This window comes from Sphingomonas panacisoli, assembly GCF_007859635.1.
Taxonomy (GTDB): domain Bacteria; phylum Pseudomonadota; class Alphaproteobacteria; order Sphingomonadales; family Sphingomonadaceae; genus Sphingomonas; species Sphingomonas panacisoli.
Genome location: NZ_CP042306.1, coordinates 3,168,090 through 3,191,083 on the forward strand (window position 1 = coordinate 3,168,090; position 22,994 = coordinate 3,191,083).

Annotated in this window: 15 protein-coding genes; 3 read left to right on the forward strand and 12 right to left on the reverse strand. The window is 66.0% G+C overall.

Annotation, left to right across the window (positions count from 1 at the left end; translation table 11 throughout):
• Positions 1-5: 5 nt before the first annotated feature.
• The 5 genes from FPZ24_RS15795 to FPZ24_RS15815 form a co-directional block, all read right to left on the reverse strand.
• Positions 6-1,508, reverse strand: coding sequence for a tryptophan halogenase family protein (locus FPZ24_RS15795; protein ID WP_146573597.1), 1,503 nt, complete (start codon positions 1,506-1,508; stop codon positions 6-8).
• Between the two features lie 8 nt (positions 1,509-1,516).
• Positions 1,517-2,542, reverse strand: coding sequence for a cupin-like domain-containing protein (locus FPZ24_RS15800; RefSeq protein WP_146573599.1), 1,026 nt, complete (start codon positions 2,540-2,542; stop codon positions 1,517-1,519).
• Positions 2,535-3,251: a SapC family protein gene (locus tag FPZ24_RS15805; protein ID WP_146573601.1), complete on the reverse strand. Its 717-nt coding sequence runs from the start codon at positions 3,249-3,251 to the stop codon at positions 2,535-2,537. Before FPZ24_RS15805 ends, FPZ24_RS15800 begins: the two co-directional genes overlap by 8 nt.
• Before the next feature lies 1 nt (position 3,252).
• Positions 3,253-4,797: a tryptophan halogenase family protein gene (locus tag FPZ24_RS15810; protein ID WP_146573603.1), complete on the reverse strand. Its 1,545-nt coding sequence runs from the start codon at positions 4,795-4,797 to the stop codon at positions 3,253-3,255.
• A 122-nt stretch (positions 4,798-4,919) separates the two neighbouring features.
• Complete coding sequence (locus FPZ24_RS15815; protein ID WP_146573605.1) at positions 4,920-7,886, reverse strand: TonB-dependent receptor; 2,967 nt, start codon at positions 7,884-7,886, stop codon at positions 4,920-4,922.
• A gap of 212 nt (positions 7,887-8,098) precedes the next feature.
• Between FPZ24_RS15815 and FPZ24_RS15820 the strand changes: the two genes are divergently transcribed.
• Both FPZ24_RS15820 and FPZ24_RS15825 read left to right on the forward strand, forming a co-directional pair.
• The gene (locus FPZ24_RS15820; protein WP_146573607.1) at positions 8,099-10,291 is read left to right on the forward strand and encodes a beta-glucosidase; all 2,193 of its coding nucleotides are present in this window, start codon (positions 8,099-8,101) and stop codon (positions 10,289-10,291) included.
• 47 nt (positions 10,292-10,338) lie between these two features.
• Positions 10,339-11,547: an MFS transporter gene (locus FPZ24_RS15825; RefSeq protein WP_146574633.1), complete on the forward strand. Its 1,209-nt coding sequence runs from the start codon at positions 10,339-10,341 to the stop codon at positions 11,545-11,547.
• Here FPZ24_RS15825 and FPZ24_RS15830 read toward each other — a convergent pair.
• From FPZ24_RS15830 to FPZ24_RS15840, 3 genes are read right to left on the reverse strand one after another with little or no spacing between them, the layout of a single operon-like run.
• Positions 11,544-13,286, reverse strand: coding sequence for an adenylyl cyclase (locus FPZ24_RS15830; RefSeq protein WP_240047518.1), 1,743 nt, complete (start codon positions 13,284-13,286; stop codon positions 11,544-11,546). The two genes, FPZ24_RS15825 and FPZ24_RS15830, sit on opposite strands and share 4 nt — an antisense overlap.
• 2 nt (positions 13,287-13,288) lie before the next feature.
• On the reverse strand, positions 13,289-13,960 hold the full coding sequence (locus FPZ24_RS15835) for a DUF6445 family protein (protein ID WP_146573609.1): 672 nt from the start codon (positions 13,958-13,960) through the stop codon (positions 13,289-13,291).
• A complete protein-coding gene (locus FPZ24_RS15840) occupies positions 13,957-14,772 on the reverse strand; it encodes a glycoside hydrolase family 16 protein (protein ID WP_186728911.1) in 816 nt (271 codons plus the stop codon). Before FPZ24_RS15840 ends, FPZ24_RS15835 begins: the two co-directional genes overlap by 4 nt.
• Positions 14,773-14,922: 150 nt before the next feature.
• Between FPZ24_RS15840 and FPZ24_RS15845 the strand changes: the two genes are divergently transcribed.
• Complete coding sequence (locus FPZ24_RS15845; protein ID WP_146573613.1) at positions 14,923-16,560, forward strand: tetratricopeptide repeat-containing sulfotransferase family protein; 1,638 nt, start codon at positions 14,923-14,925, stop codon at positions 16,558-16,560.
• On the opposite strand, the gene nagE is transcribed toward FPZ24_RS15845, so the two are convergent.
• The 4 genes from nagE to FPZ24_RS15865 are packed head-to-tail and all read right to left on the reverse strand — an operon-like array spanning position 16,548 to position 22,958.
• Complete coding sequence (nagE, locus tag FPZ24_RS15850) at positions 16,548-18,260, reverse strand: N-acetylglucosamine-specific PTS transporter subunit IIBC (RefSeq protein WP_146573615.1); 1,713 nt, start codon at positions 18,258-18,260, stop codon at positions 16,548-16,550. The genes FPZ24_RS15845 and nagE overlap by 13 nt on opposite strands.
• Entirely contained in the window at positions 18,257-20,713 is a 2,457-nt protein-coding gene (gene ptsP, locus FPZ24_RS15855) for a phosphoenolpyruvate--protein phosphotransferase (protein WP_146573617.1), read from the reverse strand. Before ptsP ends, nagE begins: the two co-directional genes overlap by 4 nt.
• Positions 20,710-22,779 carry a family 20 glycosylhydrolase gene (locus FPZ24_RS15860; RefSeq protein ID WP_240047715.1) on the reverse strand — a complete coding sequence of 690 codons (2,070 nt, stop codon included), beginning with the start codon at positions 22,777-22,779 and terminating at the stop codon, positions 20,710-20,712. Before FPZ24_RS15860 ends, ptsP begins: the two co-directional genes overlap by 4 nt.
• Positions 22,737-22,958 carry a hypothetical protein gene (locus tag FPZ24_RS15865; RefSeq protein ID WP_146573621.1) on the reverse strand — a complete coding sequence of 74 codons (222 nt, stop codon included), beginning with the start codon at positions 22,956-22,958 and terminating at the stop codon, positions 22,737-22,739. Before FPZ24_RS15865 ends, FPZ24_RS15860 begins: the two co-directional genes overlap by 43 nt.
• Positions 22,959-22,994: the final 36 nt, after the last annotated feature.

A 22,994-nucleotide genomic window follows, 5' to 3' on the forward strand; every position in this document is an offset into this window, starting at 1 on the left:
GGTCCCTATGCCGTAGCGGCAGGCTGGGGCTGCTGTACACCGCAATATCGCGCGACATACGCCGGGTGATCGGGCAGCGTGGCGACGGTCTTCCTTACCGTTTCGCGCAGCATGCCGAGGAAGCGGTCGAGCTCGTCGTCGGTCAGCTTTTCGGCGACCGGGTGATAGGTCCTGGGGACGATCCCCTGCCCCATCATGACCTGCACCCAGCTATTCTCGGCGAACAATTCCTCGTTCTTGCGGAATACTCGGCCCGTCTCGCGGAACAATTCGATCTTCTGCGCGAGGCTGTCGGGAATATCCATCGCCGCGCACTGGCGCCAGAACGGGCTGTCGCGGCGGTCGGTGGCCTTATAGTGCAGCACCAGGAAATCGAGGATCTGGCGCATGTCCTCGAACTGCTGGTCGTTGAATTCGGCGATGTCGCGGTCGCTGATCGAATGGTTCGGCATCATCCGGATCAGCCGCAATATGGCGCGCTGGATCAGATGGATGCTGGTCGATTCGAGCGGCTCCATGAACCCGCTCGACAGGCCGATCGCGATGCAGTTGCGGTGCCATTGCTTGCGCCGCGCGCCGGCGCCGAATTTCAGGATGTTGGGCTTGGTAAGCACTTCGCCCTCGACATTGCCGAGCAGCCGCGCGAGCGCTTCGTCCTGACTCAGATACCGGCTGCAATAGACCAGCCCGTTGCCGGTGCGATGCTGTAGCGGAATGCGCCATTGCCACCCGGCATCGTGCGCGATCGCGCGGGTATAGGGCACCGCCGGCCCGACGCTTTCGGTCTGTAGCGCGATCGCGGAATCGCACGGCAGCCAATGCGTCCAGTCGTCGAACCCGGCGTGCAGCGCACCCTCGATCAACACCGCGCGGAAACCGGTGCAGTCGAGGAACAGGTCGCCCTCGATCCGCGTCCCGGCGTCGAGCACAAGCGCCGCGATGTCGCCGCTTTCACTGTCGAGTTCCACCCGCGCGATCTTACCCTCGACGCGCGTCGTCCCGTCGCTTTCGGCCATCGCGCGCAAGAACGCGGCATAGGCTGTCGAATCGAGCTGGTAGGCGTAATTCATCCCGTCGTCGGGCAAGTGGGCGAACTTACCGCCCAGCGCGGCGATCACTTCGAGGCAATAATCGTCGTACGACTGACTGTGCCCCTTTGCCCGGCCGTACAGCCAGAAGTGCTGGAAGCCCGCCGACCAATGGTCCTTTCCGGTGAACCCGAACGAGTGGAAGTAGCGGTGACCCTGCTCTTTCCAATTGTCGAACAGGATGCCGAGCTTGAAGGTCGCGCTCGTCGCGCGCATGAAATCGGCTTCGTTGATGCCGAGCAGGCGGTTGAACACCTGCAGCGGCGGGATGGTCGATTCGCCGACGCCGATCGTCCCGATCATATCGGATTCGACCAACGTCACCTCGACAGTGCGGCCCATCGTTCGCGCGATCGCCGCGGCGGCCATCCAGCCCGCGGTGCCTCCGCCGGCGATGACGATCCGGCGCGGGCGGTGCATCCCCTCGCTCACTGGCTGAGCTGCCGCAACAGGAAGGCACGGATCCGACCCGCCGTCTCAGGATTCAAGGGAGCGAGAATGCTGCGTCCTTCCTCGGGAATATGGGCGGTGACGTCGTCGCCATTGCCGAACACGTAATAGTCGAACAGGTCGCGCCATCGCGCTTTCGCATCGTCGGGCAAGTCGCGGATCGCGAGGATCGCATGGTTGAGCGCGTCCTGCGGCTGGCCGAGCCAGCGCGGCGTTTCGCGCCACCAGTAATTGACCAGCACGTTGAACGGATCGAGCCCTTCGACATGATGCCACCACATCGCCGGGATGTAGAGCGCGTCGCCGGCCGCCAGTTCGGCGACTTGCGCATGCGCCAGCGCTTCACTGAAGCGGGGGTGGGCGCCGAGATCGGGCGCATGGAAATCGACCATGCTGACCGCGCGACCGGCGGGCGTGTTGTCGATCGGACCGAGGTAGAGGTTCCGGAACTGTTCGTGCGGGAACAACGTGAACCGCCGCCGCCCGACCGCGACGCAGGCGAGGTTGTCGGGAATGTCGTTATGCGCGGCGATCCGCGTACGCGTCCCCATCCAGATGCTGTCGAGCGTGACCCGGTCGCCAAGATCGACATGGTTGGCTTCGTGCAGGCCGTCGAAATATTCGTGCAGATCGATCGACGCGAGGTAGATCGGCAATTCCTCGTCGCCGAGCTCATCGATCTTGGCAAAGATCTCGGGCAGTTTCGCGCGCATCGTGCGGAAATTCATCGCCATCGCGGCGTCGTAGAACATCCGCCCGTCGCTGCCGGCCTCACCGACCGACACGGTGAACGGCCGGTCGCGGCGGCGACGGGCGATATAGTCGCGCGCCTCGCGGGCCGAACTCTTACCGGCTTGCACCAAGGGCCAGTCCGCGACCAATTCGCGGACGACGAACGGCCCCTTTGCCGCGCGGAGTTGCGCGTCGAGCGCCGCCGGTCCGTCGATCGCGACCTCGGGGATGCGCGCCAGCGTGCCGAAGATGCCGGGATCGGCTTCAGCCATTGGCGTTCCGTCGGTTCTTGCGCGCGATCAGATCGCGCAGTCGCCCGATCGACGCCACCGCCATGAAGATCGGCATCAGATGATCGGCCTCGCTCAACTCGCCGAGCGTCGCGGCATCGAGTTCGGACAACCGCGCTTCGTCGATCACGTGGAACCCGACCAGCCGGTTGATCGACCCGTCGTCGAGCGTGATCTCGAGCGTCAGCGGCTCGAGCAGATTGTGGCGGCGCAGCGCGGCGAAGAAATCGTTGGTCCCGCGATAGCCGGCATCGAGCGCGCCGAGCTTTTCGGCGATCGATTCGAGATACGGCGTCGGTCGCCCGTCCTCGTCGAACACGCGCATGCCTTCGCCGACGGCGATTCGCGGGCTGGCCGTATCGACATGGACTTGCTTGTCCGCCGTCTCGTCGGGCGTGCCGCCGATCAGGAACGGCTGAATCCCGATCGCGAGCGGAATGTAGGACGCATCCCAGCGATCGCCGTCGAGGTACAGATTCTCGCCATTCTCGAACCCGAACATCGCGAGCGCGGTGAAATTGTCGCGTTCGACGTCGAGCCGGAACAGGATCGGATAGTCGTCCTGCACCTGGCGGAACTCGTCGGGCACGGTGATACATGCCATCACCGCGTCGCCCAGTTCGGCGCCGCGCGCGGTCCGGACGCGCAGGTCGCGGTGTGTGGTCGAATCGAGAAGCGCGTGGTCGGTCATGTCAGGCGGTCAAATCCAGATCGGCGGGAAGGTTGGTGGCGCGCAGGTCGTCGAGATAGGCGCGGTTGGTGGGCAGGCTGGCGGCCAGGGACCGGGCGCGCTGATCGACCTGCGATAGCGACGGCACGGCGGCGTCGAGCTCGATCGGCGATGCCGCGGGCGGCGGAAAGCCCATGCCGTAGAGCACGTATTGATGGCTTGCCGCGGGGAAGATTTCCTCAACCGCCGGGAAGTCGGCGATCGATGGTGGCTGGTGCGCCCATACGCGCAGGAGATCGGCGAGCCGCGGCGGGATGCTCGCGGCGTCGCGATGCTCGCGCCAATAGGGCTCGTCGCGGCGGCTGAGGACGTAGTGCAGCTTGAGGAATTCGACGACGCGATCCCAGCGATAGCGGAACAGGTCGTTGAAGCGTCGCGCATGCACATCCATCAGGGGGCGCGTGGCGGGAAAATTATCGAGCAGCTCGTTGAGCGACAATTCGATCATCACGATCGCCGACGCCTCGAGCGGTTCGAGGAACCCCGCCGACAGGCCGACCGCAAGACAATTGCGCTCCCAGAACCGCGCGCGGTGCCCGGAGGTGAAACTCAGCCGGCGGAAGGCAGGGATGTCGTCGAAGCCGGCACGGCGCAGATACGCCTGGAGCGTCGCCGCCGCGTCATCGTCGCTCATGTGCCGCGACGAATAGACGCACCCCACGCCGCGCCGCGTCGGCAGACCGATGTCCCAGATCCAGCCCGCTTCGTGCGCGGTCGCGTTGGTCTGCGATCCGATCGCGCTGCCGGGTGCGACGAGCATCTGCACCGCGAGCGCGCGGTCGTTGAACAATTCGCCGCTGCGGTCGATGAAATCGACGCCGTAGGTCCCACCAATCAGCAATGCGGCGTGGCCGGTGCAATCGATGAACAGGTCGCCCGAAACCGCGCCGTTGTCGCGCGTCCGCACCGCGGCGATGTCGCCATCCACGGCTTGTTCGACGGCGGTCACATGGTCGCGAACATGCTGCACGCCGAGCCGCTCGACGCCGTGCTTCGCGAGCAAGGCAGCAAGCTTCCCCGCATCGAGGTGATAAGCGTAGTTCAGCGCGCCGGCATAATCGGGCATCGCACGCTGGCGCGGCGCCAAGTCTCGCATGCACATCGCCGGCTGCGCGCACACCGCTTCGGCGAACGGCCGCTCCGCGTCGGCTTGCCACGCCGCCACGACGCCGCGCGGATCGCCGGAGACCGGCGGGGTGAACGGGTGAAAATAGTGGTCACCCGCCGCGCCCGTCAGCCAGCCGTCAAACCGCGACCCCTGCTTGAACGACGCATCACAGGCGAGCAGGAACTCGGCCTCGGCGATTCCGATACGCTCTAGCGTCCGGCGCATCGTCGGCCAGGTGCCTTCGCCCACGCCGATCGTCGGAACGTCGGGAGATTCGATCAGCGTCACCGAGATCGGCATGGCCGCCGCCGTATCCGACCGTGCGGCGATCAGGCAGGCCGCAAGCCAGCCGGCGGTGCCGCCGCCGACGATCACGATCCGGTTCACGGGCCTGTTCACGGGAGTTTCCACGCGGCGCTTATTTCCGACTCTCTATCTCTGCGACCTGCCACCGGGATGAAAAGAAAGCCACCCTCGCGATGAGGGTGGCTTAGTGGAGGATCGAACTGTGAAGAGGTTGATCAGAAGGAGAACCGCAGGCCCGCCGCGTAACGGGCATCCTGCCTGGTCACGAAGGTGACGTTGCGTTCCGACCGGCGATGGCCGCGACGGTCGGCACCCAGCACGTTGATGCCTTCGGCGAAGATCGTCACGCCTTTGACAACCTCGAAGCTCGCGCTCGCGTCCACTTGGCCGTACGCCTCGATGTAGAACGGGTTGGTTCCGCCGCCCGCAAGGAACTTGTCGCGCCAGTTATAGGCGACACGCGCCTGCAACCCGTTCTTGTCGTAGAACAGGACAGCGTTGGCGCTGTTCGACACGCCGTTTATCGCGAACTGCGAAATGCTGGCGGGCAACGTGTTGTTGTAGTCGCGGTTACTGTTGACGATCGTATAGTTCAGGATCGTGCCGAAGCCGGTGTTCCAGAACGTGTGAGTCACCGCGAACTCGAACCCGTTGATCGTCGCCGTGTCCTTGCTGTTGAACGGCTGCGAGATGACGAACGGTACGAGCGGGTCAGCCGCCGTCCCGAGGATGAAGCCCTGCGGCGTCACGGTCCCGGGATAATTGGCCGAAATATAGGCGGCGATCTGCGCGTAGGTCGCGTTCTGTCCGAGCGCGGCCAGCGCCGCGGCGGTCCGCGGTCCGAGCGCCGGGTTGGTCACGCCCGGTGCAGTGACCGTGACTTGCGTCGTGCCGATATAGTTCGACACGTTCTTGTGGAAGAAGCCCGCCGAAATGTAGCTGTCAGGCTTGTAATACCATTCGAGCGACGCATCGATATTCTTGGACTTGTACGGGACCAGCCCCGGATTGCCCTGACCGCCGGTACCGCCGCCGATGCGGAACAGCTGATCGAACGTGCGGCCGCCCTGCAACTGGTCGTAACCGGCCCGGGTGATCGTGTGGCTGTACGACGCGCGGAACTTGACGTTGTTCAGCGGCTCGATGTCGAAATCGACCGACGGCAGCCATTCGTTGTACGACCCGGAGAAGGTCGTGAAGCTGTTCTGCGTCGCGTACAGGATGTTGAATTCGTTGGCCGAATTCTGGCGCGATCCGACCGGGATCGGCACCAGCGCCGACGACTTGATCACCGTATTCTCGTACCGGAGGCCCGCGATCAGGTGACCGGGACGCGAGAAGGCGTCGAACTTGCCGTTGAACTGGACATAAGCCGACATCGTCTTTTCGCGGATGCGCCGATCGGTCGTGAACGGCGTCAGGCAGTTCCCGTCGCCGCCGCAGATCCCGTACGCCTGGTCGAGGATTCCGACGAGCCGTTCGAAATTGTAGTTGTAGAAGGACGGGATCACCGCCGGGTCGCCGGAACCGCTGATGCCGGTGAACTTGTCGGGAATGGTGACCAGGTTGAAGATGTCGTCGGGCACCGTTGCGGCGCCGTTGGGCAAGCCGCCCCACGTGTCGTTCTGCAACACGCTATAGGCCGAGCGAACCTTGTTATCGAGATAGCCCAGGCCGAAATCGAGCGAGTCGAAGAAGCCCTGGTCGTGCTCGTACTTGCCCCGCATCTGGAACTGGTTGATCTCGTCCTTGAAGTACGAGTTGCGGAACGCGTTGCCGGTCGGCGTGATCAGCGCCTTGTTGAGGCGGTCGCTCGCCGGATACATCGTCACCGAGATGACAGGGAAGTCCTTGTCGAAATTCACCGTCTGGCTCTGGATGCCGAAGATCGCGGTGCCGACCGAAACGCTGTTGCCGTAGACGTTGTTCGGCTTCGATTCAGCGGTCGAATGGTGCGCGTCGAGGATGATCGTGACGCCGCCCGGCGCCTTCCACTCCAGGTTGCCGCCGATCGACTTGTTGATGCTGCGATACGCGGTCAGCGCGCTCGAATAGGAGAGGTCCTTGCCCTCGTTCTGGCCGAAGCGTTCGGTGTAGAAGATCGGACCGGCGACCGGACCGTTGGTCCACGAACTCGACGTGTCGTTGTGGTTGAACCAGATGCCGACATTGGCATTGCGCGTTTCGACCGTCTCACGCGCATAGGTGTAGTCGAATGTCGCGGTCAGATTGTCGGCCGGACGGAATTGCAGCGTCAGCTGGCCGTTGATCCGCTCGCGGTTGATGTCGTTGAGGTCGTACGACGCGTTTTGCGGCACTTCGTAGACGTCGGTCGCCTTGGGGCGGTTGGTGATGTTCGCGGCGCGGGGATCCGGCGCCATGGCCAGCGAACCCCAATTGTTCTCGTTGCCGAGATAGCCGTCGCGCCAGCCGACATTGGCGGTGTTGGAGCTAGACTTGCGCTTCTGATACGACCCCGTCAGCAGGATGCCGATCCGGTCGTTGGCGAACGTGTCGCTGATGATGCCCGACACTTCGGGCGTGATGTCGTTCTTGCCGTTCTGCGACAGGTCGTAGACGCCCTTGGCCGAGATCGACCCGCGCAGGCCGGGCTTGTCGAACGGCCGCGGCGTGCGGATGTTGATCGTCGAGCCGATGCCGCCCGACGGCACCGAGGCGCGGCCGGACTTGTACACTTCGAGAGCGGCGACGCCTTCCGACGCGAGGTTGGCGAAGTCGAACGATCGCGACGACGGCGCGCTGTTGCCGTCGCCGATCGTCGAAGTCGGCATCGCACGGCCGTTCAGCGTGACGAGATTGTATTCGGGGCCAAAGCCGCGGACCGTGACGAACTGGCCTTCGCCGTTCGACCGATCGATCGACACGCCCGTAATACGCTGCAGCGATTCGGCCAGGTTGGTGTCGGGGAACTTGCCCATTTCTTCGGCGGAGATCGCATCGACCACGCCCTGCCCATCGCGTTTGATCGCGATCGAGTTGCGCAAGCTGGCGCGGATACCGCTGATGACGATATCGCCGCTGGTGTCGCTGGCGGTGGAAGGATCCTGCGGGGCGTCCTGCGCCTGGGGCGCATCCTGCGCCGCCGCAAGCTGAGGCATCGCCGCGATCGCGATGGCCGAAACACTCAGAAAAAGACGCGAACCGGCTGTGAAGCTGCGCATCGAACCTCCCCATTTTTGTCGCACGGTTCTGCCCGCGCTTGTTTGAGAACGTTCACAATAAAATCACACGGAATTTTGTCAAGCAGCTAAGTGTCCGGCCATAATAGATTGTGAACGTTCCCAAACTGTGCTGTCTATGAGCGAGGTTGGGAAAACCTGTGGCAAGCGAGCAACGCTGCGCACGGGGGTCACCGCGTAACGGGGAGAGGATGATGTCGAATCGGATCGCAGCAATGCTGCTGGGCGCATCGTTGCTGGCGGTCGCTGGCGCACAGGCTTTGCAGGCGGAGCGTGCCCCGGCCGTGTCCCGATCGACAGACGCTCGCGCGCGCGCCGAGGCGATCGTCGCGAAGATGACGCTCGACGAGAAAATCGCGCTGGTTCACGGCCTGTTCCCGCCTGCCGCCAAGGGCAAGACGACCAACGAACTGATCCCGTCGGCCGGCCATATCGACGGCATCCCCCGGCTGGGCGTACCGCTGATCCGCGAGAGCGACGCGTCGCTCGGCGTCGCCAACCAGATCGAACAGCGCAAAGGCGACGTCGCGACCGCGCTTCCGTCCAGCCTCGCGACCGCGGCGAGCTTCGATCCCGCGATCGCCCGCGCGGGCGGCGTGATGATCGGGTCCGAAGCGCGCGCCAAGCGGTTCAGCGTGCTGCTCGCGGGCGGCGTCAACCTGACGCGCGACCCGTTCAACGGCCGCAACTTCGAATATTTGGGCGAGGATCCGTTGCTCGCGGGCCTGATGGCCGGCGCGCACATCCAGGGCGTCCAGTCGAATCGCATCGTATCGACGATCAAGCATTTCGCGCTCAATTCGCAGGAGACCGGCCGCCACATCCTCGACGCGCGGATCGACGAAGCGAGCTTGCGCGAAAGCGACCTGCTCGCGTTCCAGATCGCGATCGAGAAGGGCAATCCCGGATCGGTGATGTGCGCGTACAACAAGGTCAACGGCGACTATGCGTGCGAGAACGATTGGCTGCTCAACAAGGTCTTGAAGCGCGACTGGGGCTATCGCGGCTGGGTGATGAGCGATTGGGGCGCGGTGCACTCTAGCGCGAAGGCTGCCAATAACGGGCTGGACCAGCAATCGGGCCAGGAGCTCGACAGCAAAATCTTCTTCGACGCGCCGCTGCGCGAGGACGTCACGTCGGGCAAGGTCAGCGAGAAGCGGCTCGACGACATGGTCGTGCGCTATCTGACCGGGCTAATCGAGACCGGGCTGTACGACAATCCGGTCCCCGAAAAGCTGTTGCCGATCCCCTACGCCAAGAACGCGTTGGTCGCCGAACGCGCGGCGGAGGCCGGGATCGTCCTGCTCAAGAACGAGGGCAACATCCTGCCGCTCGCCGGCGTGAAGCGGATCGTCGTGATCGGCGGGCGCGCCGACGTCGGCGTGCTGTCGGGCGGCGGGTCGAGCCAGGTGCGGTCGGTCGGCGGCGTGCCGGTCGAGATTCCGCTGAGCAGCGGCGCGGCGGCCTCGTTCGCGCGGATCACGTACCACAATTCGTCGCCGCTCAGGGCGTTGCGCGCGGCGATGCCCGGCACCGTGATCACCTTCGTCGACGGGCAGGACAAGGCCGCTGCCGCCGACGCCGCCAGCAAGGCCGACCTCGCGATCGTGTTCGCGACGCAATGGGCGACCGAGGCGCAGGACGTCCCCGATCTGTCGCTGCCCTACGGCCAGGACGCACTGATCGAGGCGGTCGCTGCGGCACAACCCAAGACCGCGGTCGTGTTGGAGACCGGCGGCCCAGTGCTAATGCCGTGGCTCGCGCGCGTGCCGGTTGTGGTCGAGGCCTGGTATCCCGGCCAGCGCGGCGGCGAGGCGATCGCCAATATCATGACCGGCAAGGTCAACCCGTCGGGCCGGCTGCCGATCACCTTCATGGCGACCCCCGACCAGGCGCCGCGCTCCGCCCCGGTCGGGCTCGACAAGCGCGAGAGCTATCCGGTCGATTATATCGAGGGATCGGACGTCGGCTATCGCTGGTACGAGAAGAAGAAGCAGACGCCGTTATTCCCGTTCGGCTACGGGCTCAGCTACACCAACTTCGCCTATCGCAACCTGACGGTGAGCGGCGGGAAGACACTGACCGTGTCGTTCGAAGTCGTGAACACCGGCAAGCGCGCCGGCGCCGACGTGCCGCAGCTTTACGTGTCGCGCGACGGATCGAGCACGCCGATGCGGCTTGCGGGATTCCAGCGCGTGACGCTGAAGCCGGGTAAAGGACGCCGCGTGACGCTGACCGCCGAGCCGCGCATTCTCGCCGATTTCGACACGGCGCTGCCCGGCTGGCGGATCAAGGGCGGAACGTATCGCGTCGCGCTGGCGCACGATGCGACCGATCGTGGGATGACGACGACGGTCAAGATCGATCCGGCGACGATGAAGCCTTAAGTTAGTTGCCGATTTCTGCGGGTGCGCGCATCATCGATGGGTCGATGATGCGCCGCGCCGCCCCCTTGCCGACCGGCGGCAACCGCTCGCTCGGTTTCCTGCTGATCTATGCGATCGCCAATGCCGGCGGGGTGATCGGCTTCCTGCCGCTCCTCACGCTCTTGCTGCCGATGAAGATCGAAGCGGTCGTGGGCGATGGGCGTATCACGTTGATCACCGCGACGGTCATCGCGGGATCGACCGCGGCAGGCCTGTCCAACATCCTGTTCGGCTGGCTAAGCGATCGATCGGTCGCGCGCGGCGGCGGGCGGCGGCGCTGGGTAGCGGGCGGCGTGGTCGCGACTTCACTGTCCTACGCCTATATCGCGGTCGCGCCGACGCCGACCGCGATCATCCTGGCGACGATCGCGTTTCAGGCCGCGCTCAACGCGACGCTCAATCCGCTCTACGCGATCATGGCCGACGAGATTCCCGATGCGCAGAACGGCCTGACCGGCGGGCTGCTCGCGCTGGCCAATCCGATTTCGTCGGCGGTGCTGGCGGTGGTCGTCAGCATGAGCACGCTGAGCGAGGGGTCGCGGCTGGCGATCGTCGTCGTCGCCTTCACCACCTGCATCGCCCCACTACTGATCACGCGCAGCCAACCGCTACCGATCGTGGATTCCCCGCGCGCCGCAGTGGTCGGGGCGCGCCGCGATCTCGCCTTCGCCTGGGCGGCGCGGTTGCTCGTCCAGATTTCGGGCGTCATTCTCCAGCTTTATCTGCTCTATTATTTCGAGAGCATCGAGGCATCCCAACCAACGGGCGCTTTGCCGCCGAATATCGGGCATCTGTTGACATTATCCTTCGCGATCGCCTTGCCGGTGGCCGTCGCGATCGGACGGCTGTCCGACCGGATCGACCGCCGCAAGCCATTCCTGTTCGGCGCGGCGGCCGTGGCTGCGTTGGGTTTGCTGGGCATGGCTTTCGCCGGCGATTGGACCAGCGGCGCGATCTCGTTCGCGATCTATTCGGTGGGGGCGGGCGTGTTCCTACCGCTCCACAATGCATTTTCGATCCAGCTGCTCCCAGACCCGCGTCATCGCGGGCGCGACCTCGGGCTGCTCAACCTGACCAACACGCTGCCGTCGCTGCTCGGACCGCTTCTGACGTGGGCATTGGCGACGCCGAGCGATTTCAGATTGCTGATGCTGGTGCTGGTCGTGCTGACCTTTTGCGGCGGGCTCGCGATCCTCGCCGTACGGGGCCGGCGCTAGGGATAGCTGACCAACGTTTGTTTGATCGCCCCCGGTCGCGCCGCCTCGCCGGCATCGTTGACCAGGTGCGCGATCGTTCCCTTGCCGCCGCCGAGCGAGATCGTCGTGAGGTTGGCGAAGCGTATGCCGGGCTTCCTGGGCGCCTCGACCGCGCTTTCGAGCACGATGCTCGGGTCCGCGGTGAAGTTCGCATAGATGCCCATCGCCACCGCCTGGTGGTCGGAGACGGTGTTCGCGACCTTGTACGCCGCCCAGCCGCGCGTCGTCCCGGCCATGTAGGCGGCCTGGCTGGGCGGATCGTAGGGCAGTTCGTTCTGGTAGAACCAGGTCCGCCCGCGCTCGCCATTCCACAAGGTCTGGTATTTCTCGAAATGCTCGACGAACAAAGCCGACATCGTCACGTCGTCGCCATTCACGACCAGCCCCTGATTGCCGACATTCCTGTCCCAGCCGACCGCGACCCGACCGTTGGCGCGATCGCCGTGATCGGCGCGCCATATCCACATATGGTCGCCGATGACGTGGTGGCTGTTGACCTCCAGACACGTGTCCGCCGTGCCGAGCACCGCCCCGCCGACGCGAAAGAAGACGTCGGACAACGACGTCGGGTTGGCGCGGTGATCGCGGTTCGATCCGCGCGGGCCGATTTCGACCAGCACCGGCGACATCACCGGCCCGGCGTCGATCAGCATCCCGGCAAGCACGACGCCCGGCACGTCGGCGACGGTGATCGCCTTGCTGCCGTTCTGCGGCAGCAACGTCGCCAGCCCAAGCCCGAGCATGACGGTGTCGGCGCGCTCGATCCGCAGCGGCGCATCGAGCCGGTAGATGCCCGGCGTCAGCAACAGATGCTTGCCCCGCGCCAGTGCCGCATTGATCTGCCGCGCGGTCATGGTCGGTGTCGCGATCAGGAAGCGAGACAGCGGGATCGACGTGCCCGGCGGCAGACCGTCGCCCCAACTCACGCCATGCGCATCGCGACGCACCGCCGGCACGAACACCGCCCAGTCGCCCGCCTTCGTCACATGCAGGAACGGCTTGTCGCGGATCACGGGCATTGTCGCGATGTTGGTATAGGGCGGCTTGGGGAAACTCGTCGCGGGCGCGCCATCGACGCCCATGAACATCATGTTCCAGTTCGACCCCTCCCAGCGGCGAATATCGCTGGTGCGGGTGAACCATTGCTGCTGGCTGCCCGAACGGATGATCCCGTCGATCCGGCAATCGGCCATGAATCCGCCGCTCGACCAGCCACCGTCATCGAGCACCAGATCGCCGCGCAGGTGGATGCGCCGATACGGCGCCGCCTGCGACACCGCCCAGCGATCCATGCCGTCGGGCGGCGTGATGCTGAGATTCTCCGCACCACGCCAGAAATTGTCGAGCGCCATGCCCTTCAGCCAATCGGCTTCGACATGGACATGCCCCGCAATCTCGACATCGCCGGGCAGCGCACCAAGCCCGGCGACTTGCGTGAAGAACCCGACATTGACGTCGAGCTCGTAGCGGCCGGGCTTGAACAGGATCGCGTGGCGCTCGTCGCTGAAATGCGCGCTTTCCATCGCCTTGAAGGTCGCGTCGAGCCTAGCTTGTACGGCTGCGCGCGGCATCGACGGATCGACGATCAGGACGTTGGGGCCGAGATCGGGATCGCGCGTCGCGATGGCGCCAGCGCGGCCGGCGATCATCGTCCCGGCGATGCCCGCGACGACCGATCGCCGTGTGGGACTTAACGCCATCCTTATCCTCCGATCGACAGGAAGCCGGTGATCGTCAACCGCCCGGTCTCGGGATCTGGCGACAACGATGCGCCCCGCGAAATCGCCCCGCTGTGCAGCGCGTAACTGCGATAGATCAGCGCGCGGTTGTAGCGCGCCTCGGCCAGCATCGTCCGTTCGAACAGCGGCGTATCGGCAGCGACATAGGACATGGGCGGCGGCCCGCCATGGCGCAGTTCGGCGTCGAGCTGTCCGGTATAGATGACCGCACGCGATCGATCGACCGTCTCGAATCCCGTCGAGCGGTGACGGAAGAACGCAGTACCGTCCCCGCCGTCCGGCGAAAGGTAGTGGACCAACGCTATTCGGCCACGATCGAACGCGTCGCAATGCGGCAGACGCTGGTTAACCGACAGGTCCTCAGGCTGCGTGGTGACGATCGAATAGCTCGCATCGATGACCTCGACCGCGCCAGGCTGACCGAACACATCCCGCAATACGTCGGCGATGATCGGCACCTGCACCGGCGGATAGTCGGCCGGCAGATCGGCGCGGATTCCCGGGTAGTGATGCGCCGCCGGGCCGAACCGCGCGGTGATCGCGATGCTGCGCAAGGCATCGGGATCGGCGGCGAAATCGTCGATCATGACGAGCGGCTCGCGCTCGCTACCGATGTACTCGACGCCTATTTTCATCGCGCCCAGTAGCGAACGTAGTCGATCGTCATCCGCTGCGGCAGCACGGTATCGTCGACGCCCTTCGCCCCGCCCCAATCGCCACCGACCGCAACATTGAGGATCAGGTTGTACGGCCGCACGAAGGGCCACGCGCCGAGCCCGCCCGGCTGATCGTTCGCAACCCGCATATAGCCGCGCCCATCGACGCCGATCGTGATCGCATCAGGTCGCCAGTCGAGTTGATAAAGGTGAAATTCGCGGCACGCCGTCGGCACCGTGACCTCGGCGCCGCGCTGCGTCCCTTTGGTGTGGTTGAACAAGCCGCTGTGCGGCGTCGCATGCACGACGTTCGCCTGCCAGCCGACCATTTCCATCAGGTCGATTTCGCCCTGATCGGGCCACGTTCCGGTGGATGGCAACAGCCAGATCGCCGGCCATGTCCCACGCCCGCATGGCAGCTTGGCGCGGACCTCGTAATAGCCGTATCCATACGCCCGACGACTGACCAGTTTGGCCGAGCTATAGTCTTGCCCGCCCCAGTCGCGTTTGGTGCTCAGACGCTCGCGTCGCGCCTCGATGACCAGCGCGCCGCCCTCGATCCGCGCATTCTCTGCGCGGTCGGCGGCGTAATATTGCTTCTCGTTGTTGAACCAGCCCTGCTTGTTGCGCGACGTGTCGAAGCGCCATTTGGCGGCGTCGATCCGCTTGGCGTCGAACTCGTCGGCCCAATCCGGTTTCGCGGCGGGCGCCGACATCGGCACATCGACCGAATAGTTGGTCGCGGCGAGGCTGGCGACTTGCGCCATTGCAACAGCTATCGGCCCGAACATCCAACCTCTCCCGATCGGTCTCGCCGCTTCCGGAACCCCGGCGGTCGCGCAGCGGACGGAGCATGTCAAGCTGTAGTGTGAACGTTCTCAACCAGCGACTTCGCGGTGACTTTCGGGTGGCGTCGCTCTATCGCTCAGCCATGGTGCCGCTTGCCCAGCGCTGAGACCGATCGCCGTATCGCCGACGCCCGCGCGGCGTTCGGCGCCGGTCGGCTAGGCGACGCCGAACGACTGGCGGGATCGGTGCTGGCCGAGGATGCCGAAACGCTCGACGCAATCGAGATCATGGCGCTGGCGCGACGCTCGGGGGGAGATGAACAAGGTGCCGAAATGTGGCTGCGGCGGGCGATCGCCGTCGCGCCGGAGCGGCGCTGGCCGTATGACGACCTCGCCGAATTGCTGTTCGAGGCCGGGCGCTTGTCAGAAGCCGAGACGGTGTGCCGCGCCGCGCTGACCGCCGATCGCGACAATGCCAACGCGGCGATGATGCTGGGCAATCTGCTGTCCGAGCGCGAGGAGCTGGTGGAGGGCGCCGCGTTGCTGCGCCACGCGATCGCGGTTGCTGGCGAGCACCCCCAATTGCTCGCCAATCTCGGTCGTAATCTGCACCGGCAGGGCGCGCTCGACGCCGCCGAGCCGCTGCTACGCAAAGCGGTCGCCGCGATGCCCGACACGCTCCCGCCGATCGCCTGGCTGGCCGAACTGCTCGAACAGACGCGGCGCTATGACGAAGCGACCGCCATGCTTGACCGCGCCGAGCGGTTGGCGAAGGCGCAGGGCAGCGACGTGACGTTGCAACGCGCGACGTTGCTGTCGCGTACGGTGGATTGGCGCGCGGGACTGGCTCTGCTCGATGCCGAACGCGACTTGTCGGGCGCCGCCTTGCTCCAGCGCGGGCGGTTGCGCGACAGGGCGAGCCGGTTCGACGAAGCCTGGGTGGATTTCACGGCGGGTAAAGCGGCACTCGCGGCGCGATCGGGGCGTCACTACGATCGCGCCGGCGTGGCGCGACTTGTTGCCGAGCAGCGAGCGCTGTTCTCCGATGCCTCGCTTGAACCCGCGTCGCTGCGGGGCGACGTACCCCAACCGATTTTCATGCTCGGCTTCCCGCGCTCAGGCACAACGCTGACCGAACAGGTGCTTGCGAGCCATTCGCGCATTCGTGCCGGCGGGGAACTGCCGTTCGTCGCTGAACTCGGCGCCCTCGTCGAGCGAGGAATCAGCTCGGCGACCGAGCTACGCGACCATTATCTCGCACGCGCCGCGGCGTTCGGCCTGATCGATCGCGACGCCGCATTCTTCACCGACAAGATGCCGCTCAATGAATTGTATCTGCCGTTGCTGCGGCTAGTCTTCCCCGCCGCCCCGCTCGTTGTCGTGAAGCGACATCCGCTCGACGTGATGGTGTCCGCGATGAGCCACGATTTCACCCACGGCTTCGATTGCGGATACCGGCTGGAGGATGCGGCAACACATTTCGCGGCGATGGACCCACTGACAGCCGAGTGGCTGACGCGGTACAATGTGCACACGGTTCGATACGAAAGCTTCGTCGCCGCGCAACAGGCCGAGACCGACGCGCTGATGGCGCATATCGGCTTGGCGGCGGAACCCGCGCAGCTCGCCTTTCACGAAAGCCGCCGTTTCGCCCCGACCCCTAGCTATGCGCAGGTGCAGGAGCCGCTCAACGACCGTTCGATCGGACGGTGGCAGAACTATGCCGAGCAACTCGCGCCTGCGCGTGCGATTCTGGCGGAAGCGATCGCGCGCGGCGGCTACGTGGCCTGAAGCCCCGCCGCGATCCCCGACACGTCGCCACCGATGATGAGGTGAAACGCGTTCGCCTTCGGCCGCGCGATCATCCGCACGCCCAGCGCGCGCAATGCCGCTTCGTCCGCCAGCGATGGGTTGGCGAGATCGACCCACAAGCGGCTCGATGCGGCGCCCGCCCCGACCAGATTGTCCCTGCCACCGAATGCCGCCAGCCAGGGACCGATCTCGACGGATCCTCCCGGCTTGGTTATTTCGGCACTCTCCGAAACGGCGGTCAACGGCCCCGCCGCATCGCGCATTTCCATCGCGACCGAATCCGCGATCGGGCCGAGTACGACTTGCAGTCCCTGTACGGTCGGCCGAATAAATCCCTTGGCGCCCAGTGTTCTTAGCTGCGCTTCGCTGACCTTGGTCTGGTCGTGCACCACCAAGCGCAAGCGCGTCGTGCAGGCGTCGATACTCGCCAGATTGCTCGCGCCGCCCAACGCCATCACGAACGCCTTACCGCGCTCGACTGGCAAGGCGGCAGCGTCGCTCGCCACTACCTCCGGCTCGCGGCCCGGTGTCTTGAGATCGAACCGCGTGATCGCCCAGCGGAACGTCGCATAATAGACCGCGAAATAAGCAAGCCCGACCGGGATCAGCAGCAGCGGCCGCGTCGATTTGCCGAAGTTCAGCACGTAATCGATGAACCCGGCCGAAAAACCGAACCCCAGATGCACGCCCAGCACATGCATCAGCGCCATCGCCACCCCGGTCAGCACCGTGTGCATCAGGTAGAGCAACGGCGCGAGGAACATGAAGCTGAACTCGATCGGCTCGGTCACGCCGGTCAGGAATGCCGTCAGCGCCATCGAGCTCAGCATCCCGCCCACCGCTTTGCGCCGTTCGGGCAAGGCGGCGCGGTACATGGCGAGGCACGCGGCGGGCAGGCCGAACATCATCACCGGGAAGAACCCCGACATGAACCCGCCCGCGCTGGGATCGCCCGCGAAGAAGCGCTTCAGGTCGCCGGTCGCGCCGTTGTAGTCGCCGACGATGAACCAGGCGACGTTGTTGATCACGTGGTGAAGCCCGGTGACGATCAGCAACCGGTTGAGCACGCCGTAGATGAACAGCCCGGTCGTCCCCGAATTGACGACGGCGGTGCTCAGCGTGTCCATTCCGCCGTTGATCGGCGCGAACCCGAACCCGACGATCGCGGCGATCGCCAGCCCGGCGAACCCCGCCAGGATCGGCACGAACCGCCGACCCCCAAAGAACGACAGATACTCGGGCAAGCGTATCGTCGCGTACCGATTGTAGAATGCGCCCGCGAGCAATCCCGAGGCGATGCCGATCGGCACCGACAACTTGGCGATCGCCTTTTCGCGCCAGGCCGCGTCGGCGAGGGCGGCGATATCCTTGGCGAGGTTTGCGGTCGTCTCAGGCGGTACGTGGAGCAAGGTCATCGCCCCGCGCGTCGCAACGAGGAAGCAAACCAGCCCGGCCAGCCCCGCCGCGCCGTTATTGTCCTTCGCAATACCTACGCCGATACCGAGCGCGAACAACAGCCCGAGATTGTCGAAAATCGCCCCGCCGGCGGCGGCGATGAAGGGGATGTCGAGCAAATCGGGCTGGCCGAGCCGCAGCAGCAGACCTGCGACCGGCAGCACCGCGATCGGCAGCATCAACGCGCGGCCGAGCGGCTGGAGCGATTGCAGCGACAGCTTCATTGGCCTTGCTCCGAAACGAGGGCGCGGACGGCATGCGCGTCGGCGGCGATCAGTGCGCGGGCGGCAAGCGCCTGGCACTGTGCGAGGTTGAGCGTACGGACCAGCGCCTTGGTCTCGGCCACCGCCGCGCCCGGCACCGACAGTTCGGTGACGCCGAGCCCGATCAGCAACGGCGCTGCCTGCGGATCGGCGGCAAGCTCGCCGCACACGCCGGTCCAGCGTTTATGCGCGTTGCCGCCGCGTACGGTCTCGTCGATCAGCCGCAACACCGCCGGGTGCAGCCCGTCGAGCCCGGCCGCCACCGCCGGATTGGTGCGGTCGCGCGCGAGGGTATATTGCGCGAGATCGTTGCTGCCGATCGAGAAGAAATCTGCTTCGGCGGCAAGGCTGGCGGCGGTGAGTGCGGCGGCGGGGGTCTCGACCATGATGCCCAGCTGCGGTGCCGCCATGCCGAGATCGGCGGCATGCTTCGCAAGCGCCCTGCGCGTTTCGGCGAGTTCGGCGCGGTCGGCGACCATCGGCAGCATCAGCTTGAGCGGTGCCTTCACCCGCAACAACGCGCGCAGTTGCGTATCGAGCAAGTCGCGGCGCGCGAGCTGGAGGCGGATGCCGCGGAGTCCCAGCGCCGGATTTTCCTCGGCAGCTTGTGGTAGATACGGTGCCGGCTTGTCCGCCCCGATGTCGAGCGTGCGGACGATCAACGGCCGGCCGTCAAGCGCGTCGGCGATCGCCTGATACGCTGCGCGCTGTTCCTCTTCGTCGGGCGGCGTCGCGCGATCGAGGAACAGGAATTCGGTGCGCAGAAGCCCGCATCCCTCGGCGCCCTCCTCGACCGCGCGGCGGGCATCGGTGGCGGAGCCGAGGTTGACGAACACCTCGATGCGGACGCCATCGGTCGTGACCGCAGGGTGTGATGCCGTGGCCAGTGCGGCTTGACGGCGCGCCTGTCGGGTTGCGATCCGATCGCGCAACGTGGTTGCCGCCGAAGCGTCCGGCGCGATCGAGAGCATGCTACGCTCGATCGCGAGCTCGACTCCGGGTTCGACGCGGCCCAGCGCTGCGCCAAGCGACACAAGCATCGGGATGCCCAGGCCGGCGGCGATGATCGCCGCATGCGACGTCGCGCCGCCGCGAGCCGTCGCGATCCCCGCCAGGCCGGCATCCGCCAGCGCGATTAGTTGCGAGGGATAGAGATCGTCGGCGACCAGGATCGCACCGGGCGGTGGGGGCGCTTGCTCAGGCCCGCCATGGATCGCCATCACTACGCGCCGGCCGAGATCCTCGAGATCGTCGATCCGCTCGGCGAAGCGCGCATTGCCTGCGCTGCGCAATTGGTCGGCAAAACGCCCGATCGCCTGGCGCCATGCGAAGCCCGCGCTCTTGCCCTCGCCGATCGCGGCGGCGGCGGCGGCGGCCAGTTCCGGGTCGTCGAGCAACGCGAGATGCGCCCCCGCAATCTCCGCTGCATCGCCCTTGCCCGCCGCTTCGCGATCGAGATCGGTGCGCACTTTATGCTTCGCCGCGACCAGCACCGCACGTTCGGTGTCGATGCCCTGGCCTTGCTCGGAAACTTCGGCAGCGGGATCGATCACGCGAAATGCGGGACCGATTGCGACGCCCGCGACCGCAACGACGCCGGTCAGGGTCGTGGGCAGTTCGCCGACCGTTTCCGTCGCCGCTTCCGGCGCGGCAGCGACCGCGCGCAGTTCGCCCATGCCGCTCGCCAGCAGATCCGCCACTGCCGCCACGCCGTCGGGATCACTGCCGCGCACAGTGATTGCGGCGCCGTGCGGCAAGGCGAGTGCGAGCATCGCGACCGCACTCCGCGCCGATACGGCCTTGCCCGATGGTGCGACGATCTCGATCGGGCCCGGATAGTCCGCCGCCAGCTTGGCAATGCGCGCCGCGGGCCGGGCGTGGAGACCGTGCGCGAGCGGAAGGTCGAGCGCGCGTGTCGTGATCGGCGCGTCCGCGGCGGCATCCACTGCCGTCGTGCCGGTGGCACGCCATGTCATCACCGGGTCGCCCGCCGCGACTGCGCTTTCGACGACCGACGTCTCCAGTGCGAAGGCATCGCCGTTGGTGACGATGATCGGCGTGATCAGGCTTTTTGCCTTCCGTGCGAGGACGTCCAGATCGAACTCGATCAGTGGATCACCCGCCGCCACCCGCTGCCCGTCCGTAGCCTTCGGCGCGAATCCGACGCCCGCCAGCCCGACCGTCTCCAGGCCGATATGCATCAGCAGCAACGGCCCGGCGTCGAGCTGTAACGTTACCGCATGCCCCGCCGGATGCACCGACACGACGACACCCGCGCCGGGCGCGACCAATCGGCCCTCGACGGGGTCGATCGCGATGCCATCGCCCAACATCTTCTCGGCGAAGACCGGATCGGGCACCTCGGACAAAGGCGTCGCCCAGCCGGCCAGCGGGCTGGCGATCGTCACGCTCATCGCGCGGGTACCAGGGTCAACCGATCGAGCATCCATAAAGGATCGGGGCCGCTTTGCGTGAAGGTCATACATAGATCGTGGCGTCCGGTACGCTGCGGCAACGCGCCGGCGATCGTGCTGACGCCGCTGTTCCGCGTCGCCGCGCCTAGCGGGATGCTGACGACGACCGGGCCGGTGCAACTGTCGAGCCGCACCTCAAGTTCGCCGCCCGGCGTGCGGGGCTTGTCGAACACGACCTTCGCCAGATCGGCGCCGATCGAGAAGTTGAACGGCACTTGCCCGACCTCGGCCGACAGCGACGCGATGCCGTCGAGCTTGGCCTGCTTCCAGATCCAGCACGGGTGGAAGATGTCGCCCCAATGCACCCGGCGCACGCCCTCGGTCGCGCCGTCATCCTCGAGCCGCAACGATACCGCAGAGGTACACAGATCCATCTCACCCGCGCGCCGCGTCCGAATGAGCGCCGTCGCCATCGTCCAGTCGCGACCCATCCCGAGCGCGGCCGCACCAGCGAATGCGCGCACGCGTAGCTTGGTCCCTTCGTTCAACGTCAGCTTGCCATCATAGGCCGGCGAGGTCGCGACGGGCGTGGTGCCGTCGGTCGTGTAGCGCAACATACCGACGCCGGCGGGCTGGCGCAGCTTGACCGTCAGCTTGCCATCCTCGGCATCGAAGCTCGCGAGCGGCTCGAGCGGGGTCATATTGTACGCGAACCCGAGCCGCCGATAGCGCGCGAACTCGGCGGGCAGGCGCGCCGCGAACCCGCTCCAGTCACGCCGTCTGGTGGGCGTCCAGCCTAATTCCGCCAGCGCCGCCGCGCGCGGCCACAGCATGCGGTCGGCGTATGCAGTCGTCCGGACGTGCTCGGTCCACAGATTGACCTGCACGCCGGTCAGATACTTGCGCTCCATCGCCGTCAGCGCGGCGGGCGCGACGTCGAATGTGTAGATATGCTTCCAGTCCATCACGCCGCCGCGTCCCGGCGGTTCGTCGTCGGACTCGCTCTGGATGTGATCGATGTAGAAATCGGGCGAGGGCGCGAGGATCGCGTCATGGCCCGCCTTGGCCGCCTTGATCGCGCCGTCGATCCCGCGCCACGACATCACCGTGGCGGACGGCGGCACCTTGCCGTCGAGGATCTCGTCCCAGCCGACCAGCTTACGCCCGCGTTTGGCGAGATAGTCGCCGATCCGCGCGATGTACCACCCTTGGAGCTGCTCGTAATCGGTGATGCCGAGCGTCTTCATTCGCGCCGCCGCGCGTGGATCGGCGATCCACTGGTCCTTCACCGCTTCGTCGCCGCCGACATGGATGTAGCGCGAGGGGAACAGCTCGAGCACTTCGTCCAGCACGTCGGCCAGGAAGGCGAAGGTCGCGTCGTCGGTGTTGTACAGATTGTACATCACCCCCCAGCTCGATGTCGGCGTGGTCGGCGGCGTCGCGGTCGAACCGAGCCGCGGATAGGCGGCGATCGCGGCGGTGGCGTGGCCCGGCATCTCGATCTCTGGCACGACCGTGATGTGGCGCGCGGCGGCATAGGCGACGATGTCGCGGATCTCGGCCTTGGTGTAGAAACCGCCGTAGCGGACCGGCTTGCCGCTGGCGTCGAATCCGGCGGCTCCAGCGGGCTGGCGCCACGCGCCGACCGATATCAATCGCGGATATTTGTCGATCGGGATGCGCCAGGCTTGATCGTCGGTCAGATGCCAGTGCAGCACGTTGAGCTTGTCCATCGCCATGCGGTCGATGAGCTGCTTAATGTACGCGGCCGGTTGGAAGTGGCGCGCGGAATCGAGCATCACGCCGCGCCAGGCGAAGGCGGGGGCGTCGTCGATCGACACTGCGCCGATGCGGCCATCTGTCGATCCGGCGATCAGCTGCCACAGGGTCGTCGCGCCGTAGAACAGCCCGATGTCGGTCGATGCCGATATATTGATGCCCGCCGACGTCACGCGCAGGTGATACGCTTCGTCGCCCTGGATCGAAGGATCCCGGCGAAAGCGGATCGTACCGCTCTTCGCCATCACCAGCTTTGGTCCGCCGGTCCGCGCGACGAGTTCGGCCAGCCGCCGCGCCGCCGCCTGCCCGCCGGCGTCGTCCGCCGCGACTGTCGCGCGGGAAAAAAGAAGCTGCCGGCCTGCGGCGTGACGACCGCAGGCAACGGCAGCAGTGGAGGAACCGGCTCCGTCCGCGCCGCCGCCGGCATGCTGAACAACATGGCGGCGGCGATCAGGAAGTTGCGCATCGGGTGATCCTATTCGGTCTTGCCGATGCGCGACAG

Bases quoted from the DNA above. Each gene is read 5' to 3' on its own strand.
- FPZ24_RS15800 (WP_146573599.1), bottom strand. From the start codon at position 2,542: ATGGCTGAAGCCGATCCCGGCATCTTCGGCACGCTGGCGCGCATCCCC.
- FPZ24_RS15840 (WP_186728911.1), bottom strand. From the start codon at position 14,772: ATGTTCGGGCCGATAGCTGTTGCAATGGCGCAAGTCGCCAGCCTCGCC.
- FPZ24_RS15820 (WP_146573607.1), top strand. From the start codon at position 8,099: ATGTCGAATCGGATCGCAGCAATGCTGCTGGGCGCATCGTTGCTGGCG.
- FPZ24_RS15795 (WP_146573597.1), bottom strand. From the start codon at position 1,508: ATGCACCGCCCGCGCCGGATCGTCATCGCCGGCGGAGGCACCGCGGGC.
- FPZ24_RS15830 (WP_240047518.1), bottom strand. From the start codon at position 13,286: ATGGCGTTAAGTCCCACACGGCGATCGGTCGTCGCGGGCATCGCCGGG.
- ptsP (WP_146573617.1), bottom strand. From the start codon at position 20,713: ATGAGCGTGACGATCGCCAGCCCGCTGGCCGGCTGGGCGACGCCTTTG.
- FPZ24_RS15815 (WP_146573605.1), bottom strand. From the start codon at position 7,886: ATGCGCAGCTTCACAGCCGGTTCGCGTCTTTTTCTGAGTGTTTCGGCC.
- nagE (WP_146573615.1), bottom strand. From the start codon at position 18,260: ATGAAGCTGTCGCTGCAATCGCTCCAGCCGCTCGGCCGCGCGTTGATG.
- FPZ24_RS15865 (WP_146573621.1), bottom strand. From the start codon at position 22,958: ATGCGCAACTTCCTGATCGCCGCCGCCATGTTGTTCAGCATGCCGGCG.
- FPZ24_RS15835 (WP_146573609.1), bottom strand. From the start codon at position 13,960: ATGAAAATAGGCGTCGAGTACATCGGTAGCGAGCGCGAGCCGCTCGTC.
- FPZ24_RS15825 (WP_146574633.1), top strand. From the start codon at position 10,339: ATGCGCCGCGCCGCCCCCTTGCCGACCGGCGGCAACCGCTCGCTCGGT.
- FPZ24_RS15805 (WP_146573601.1), bottom strand. From the start codon at position 3,251: ATGACCGACCACGCGCTTCTCGATTCGACCACACACCGCGACCTGCGC.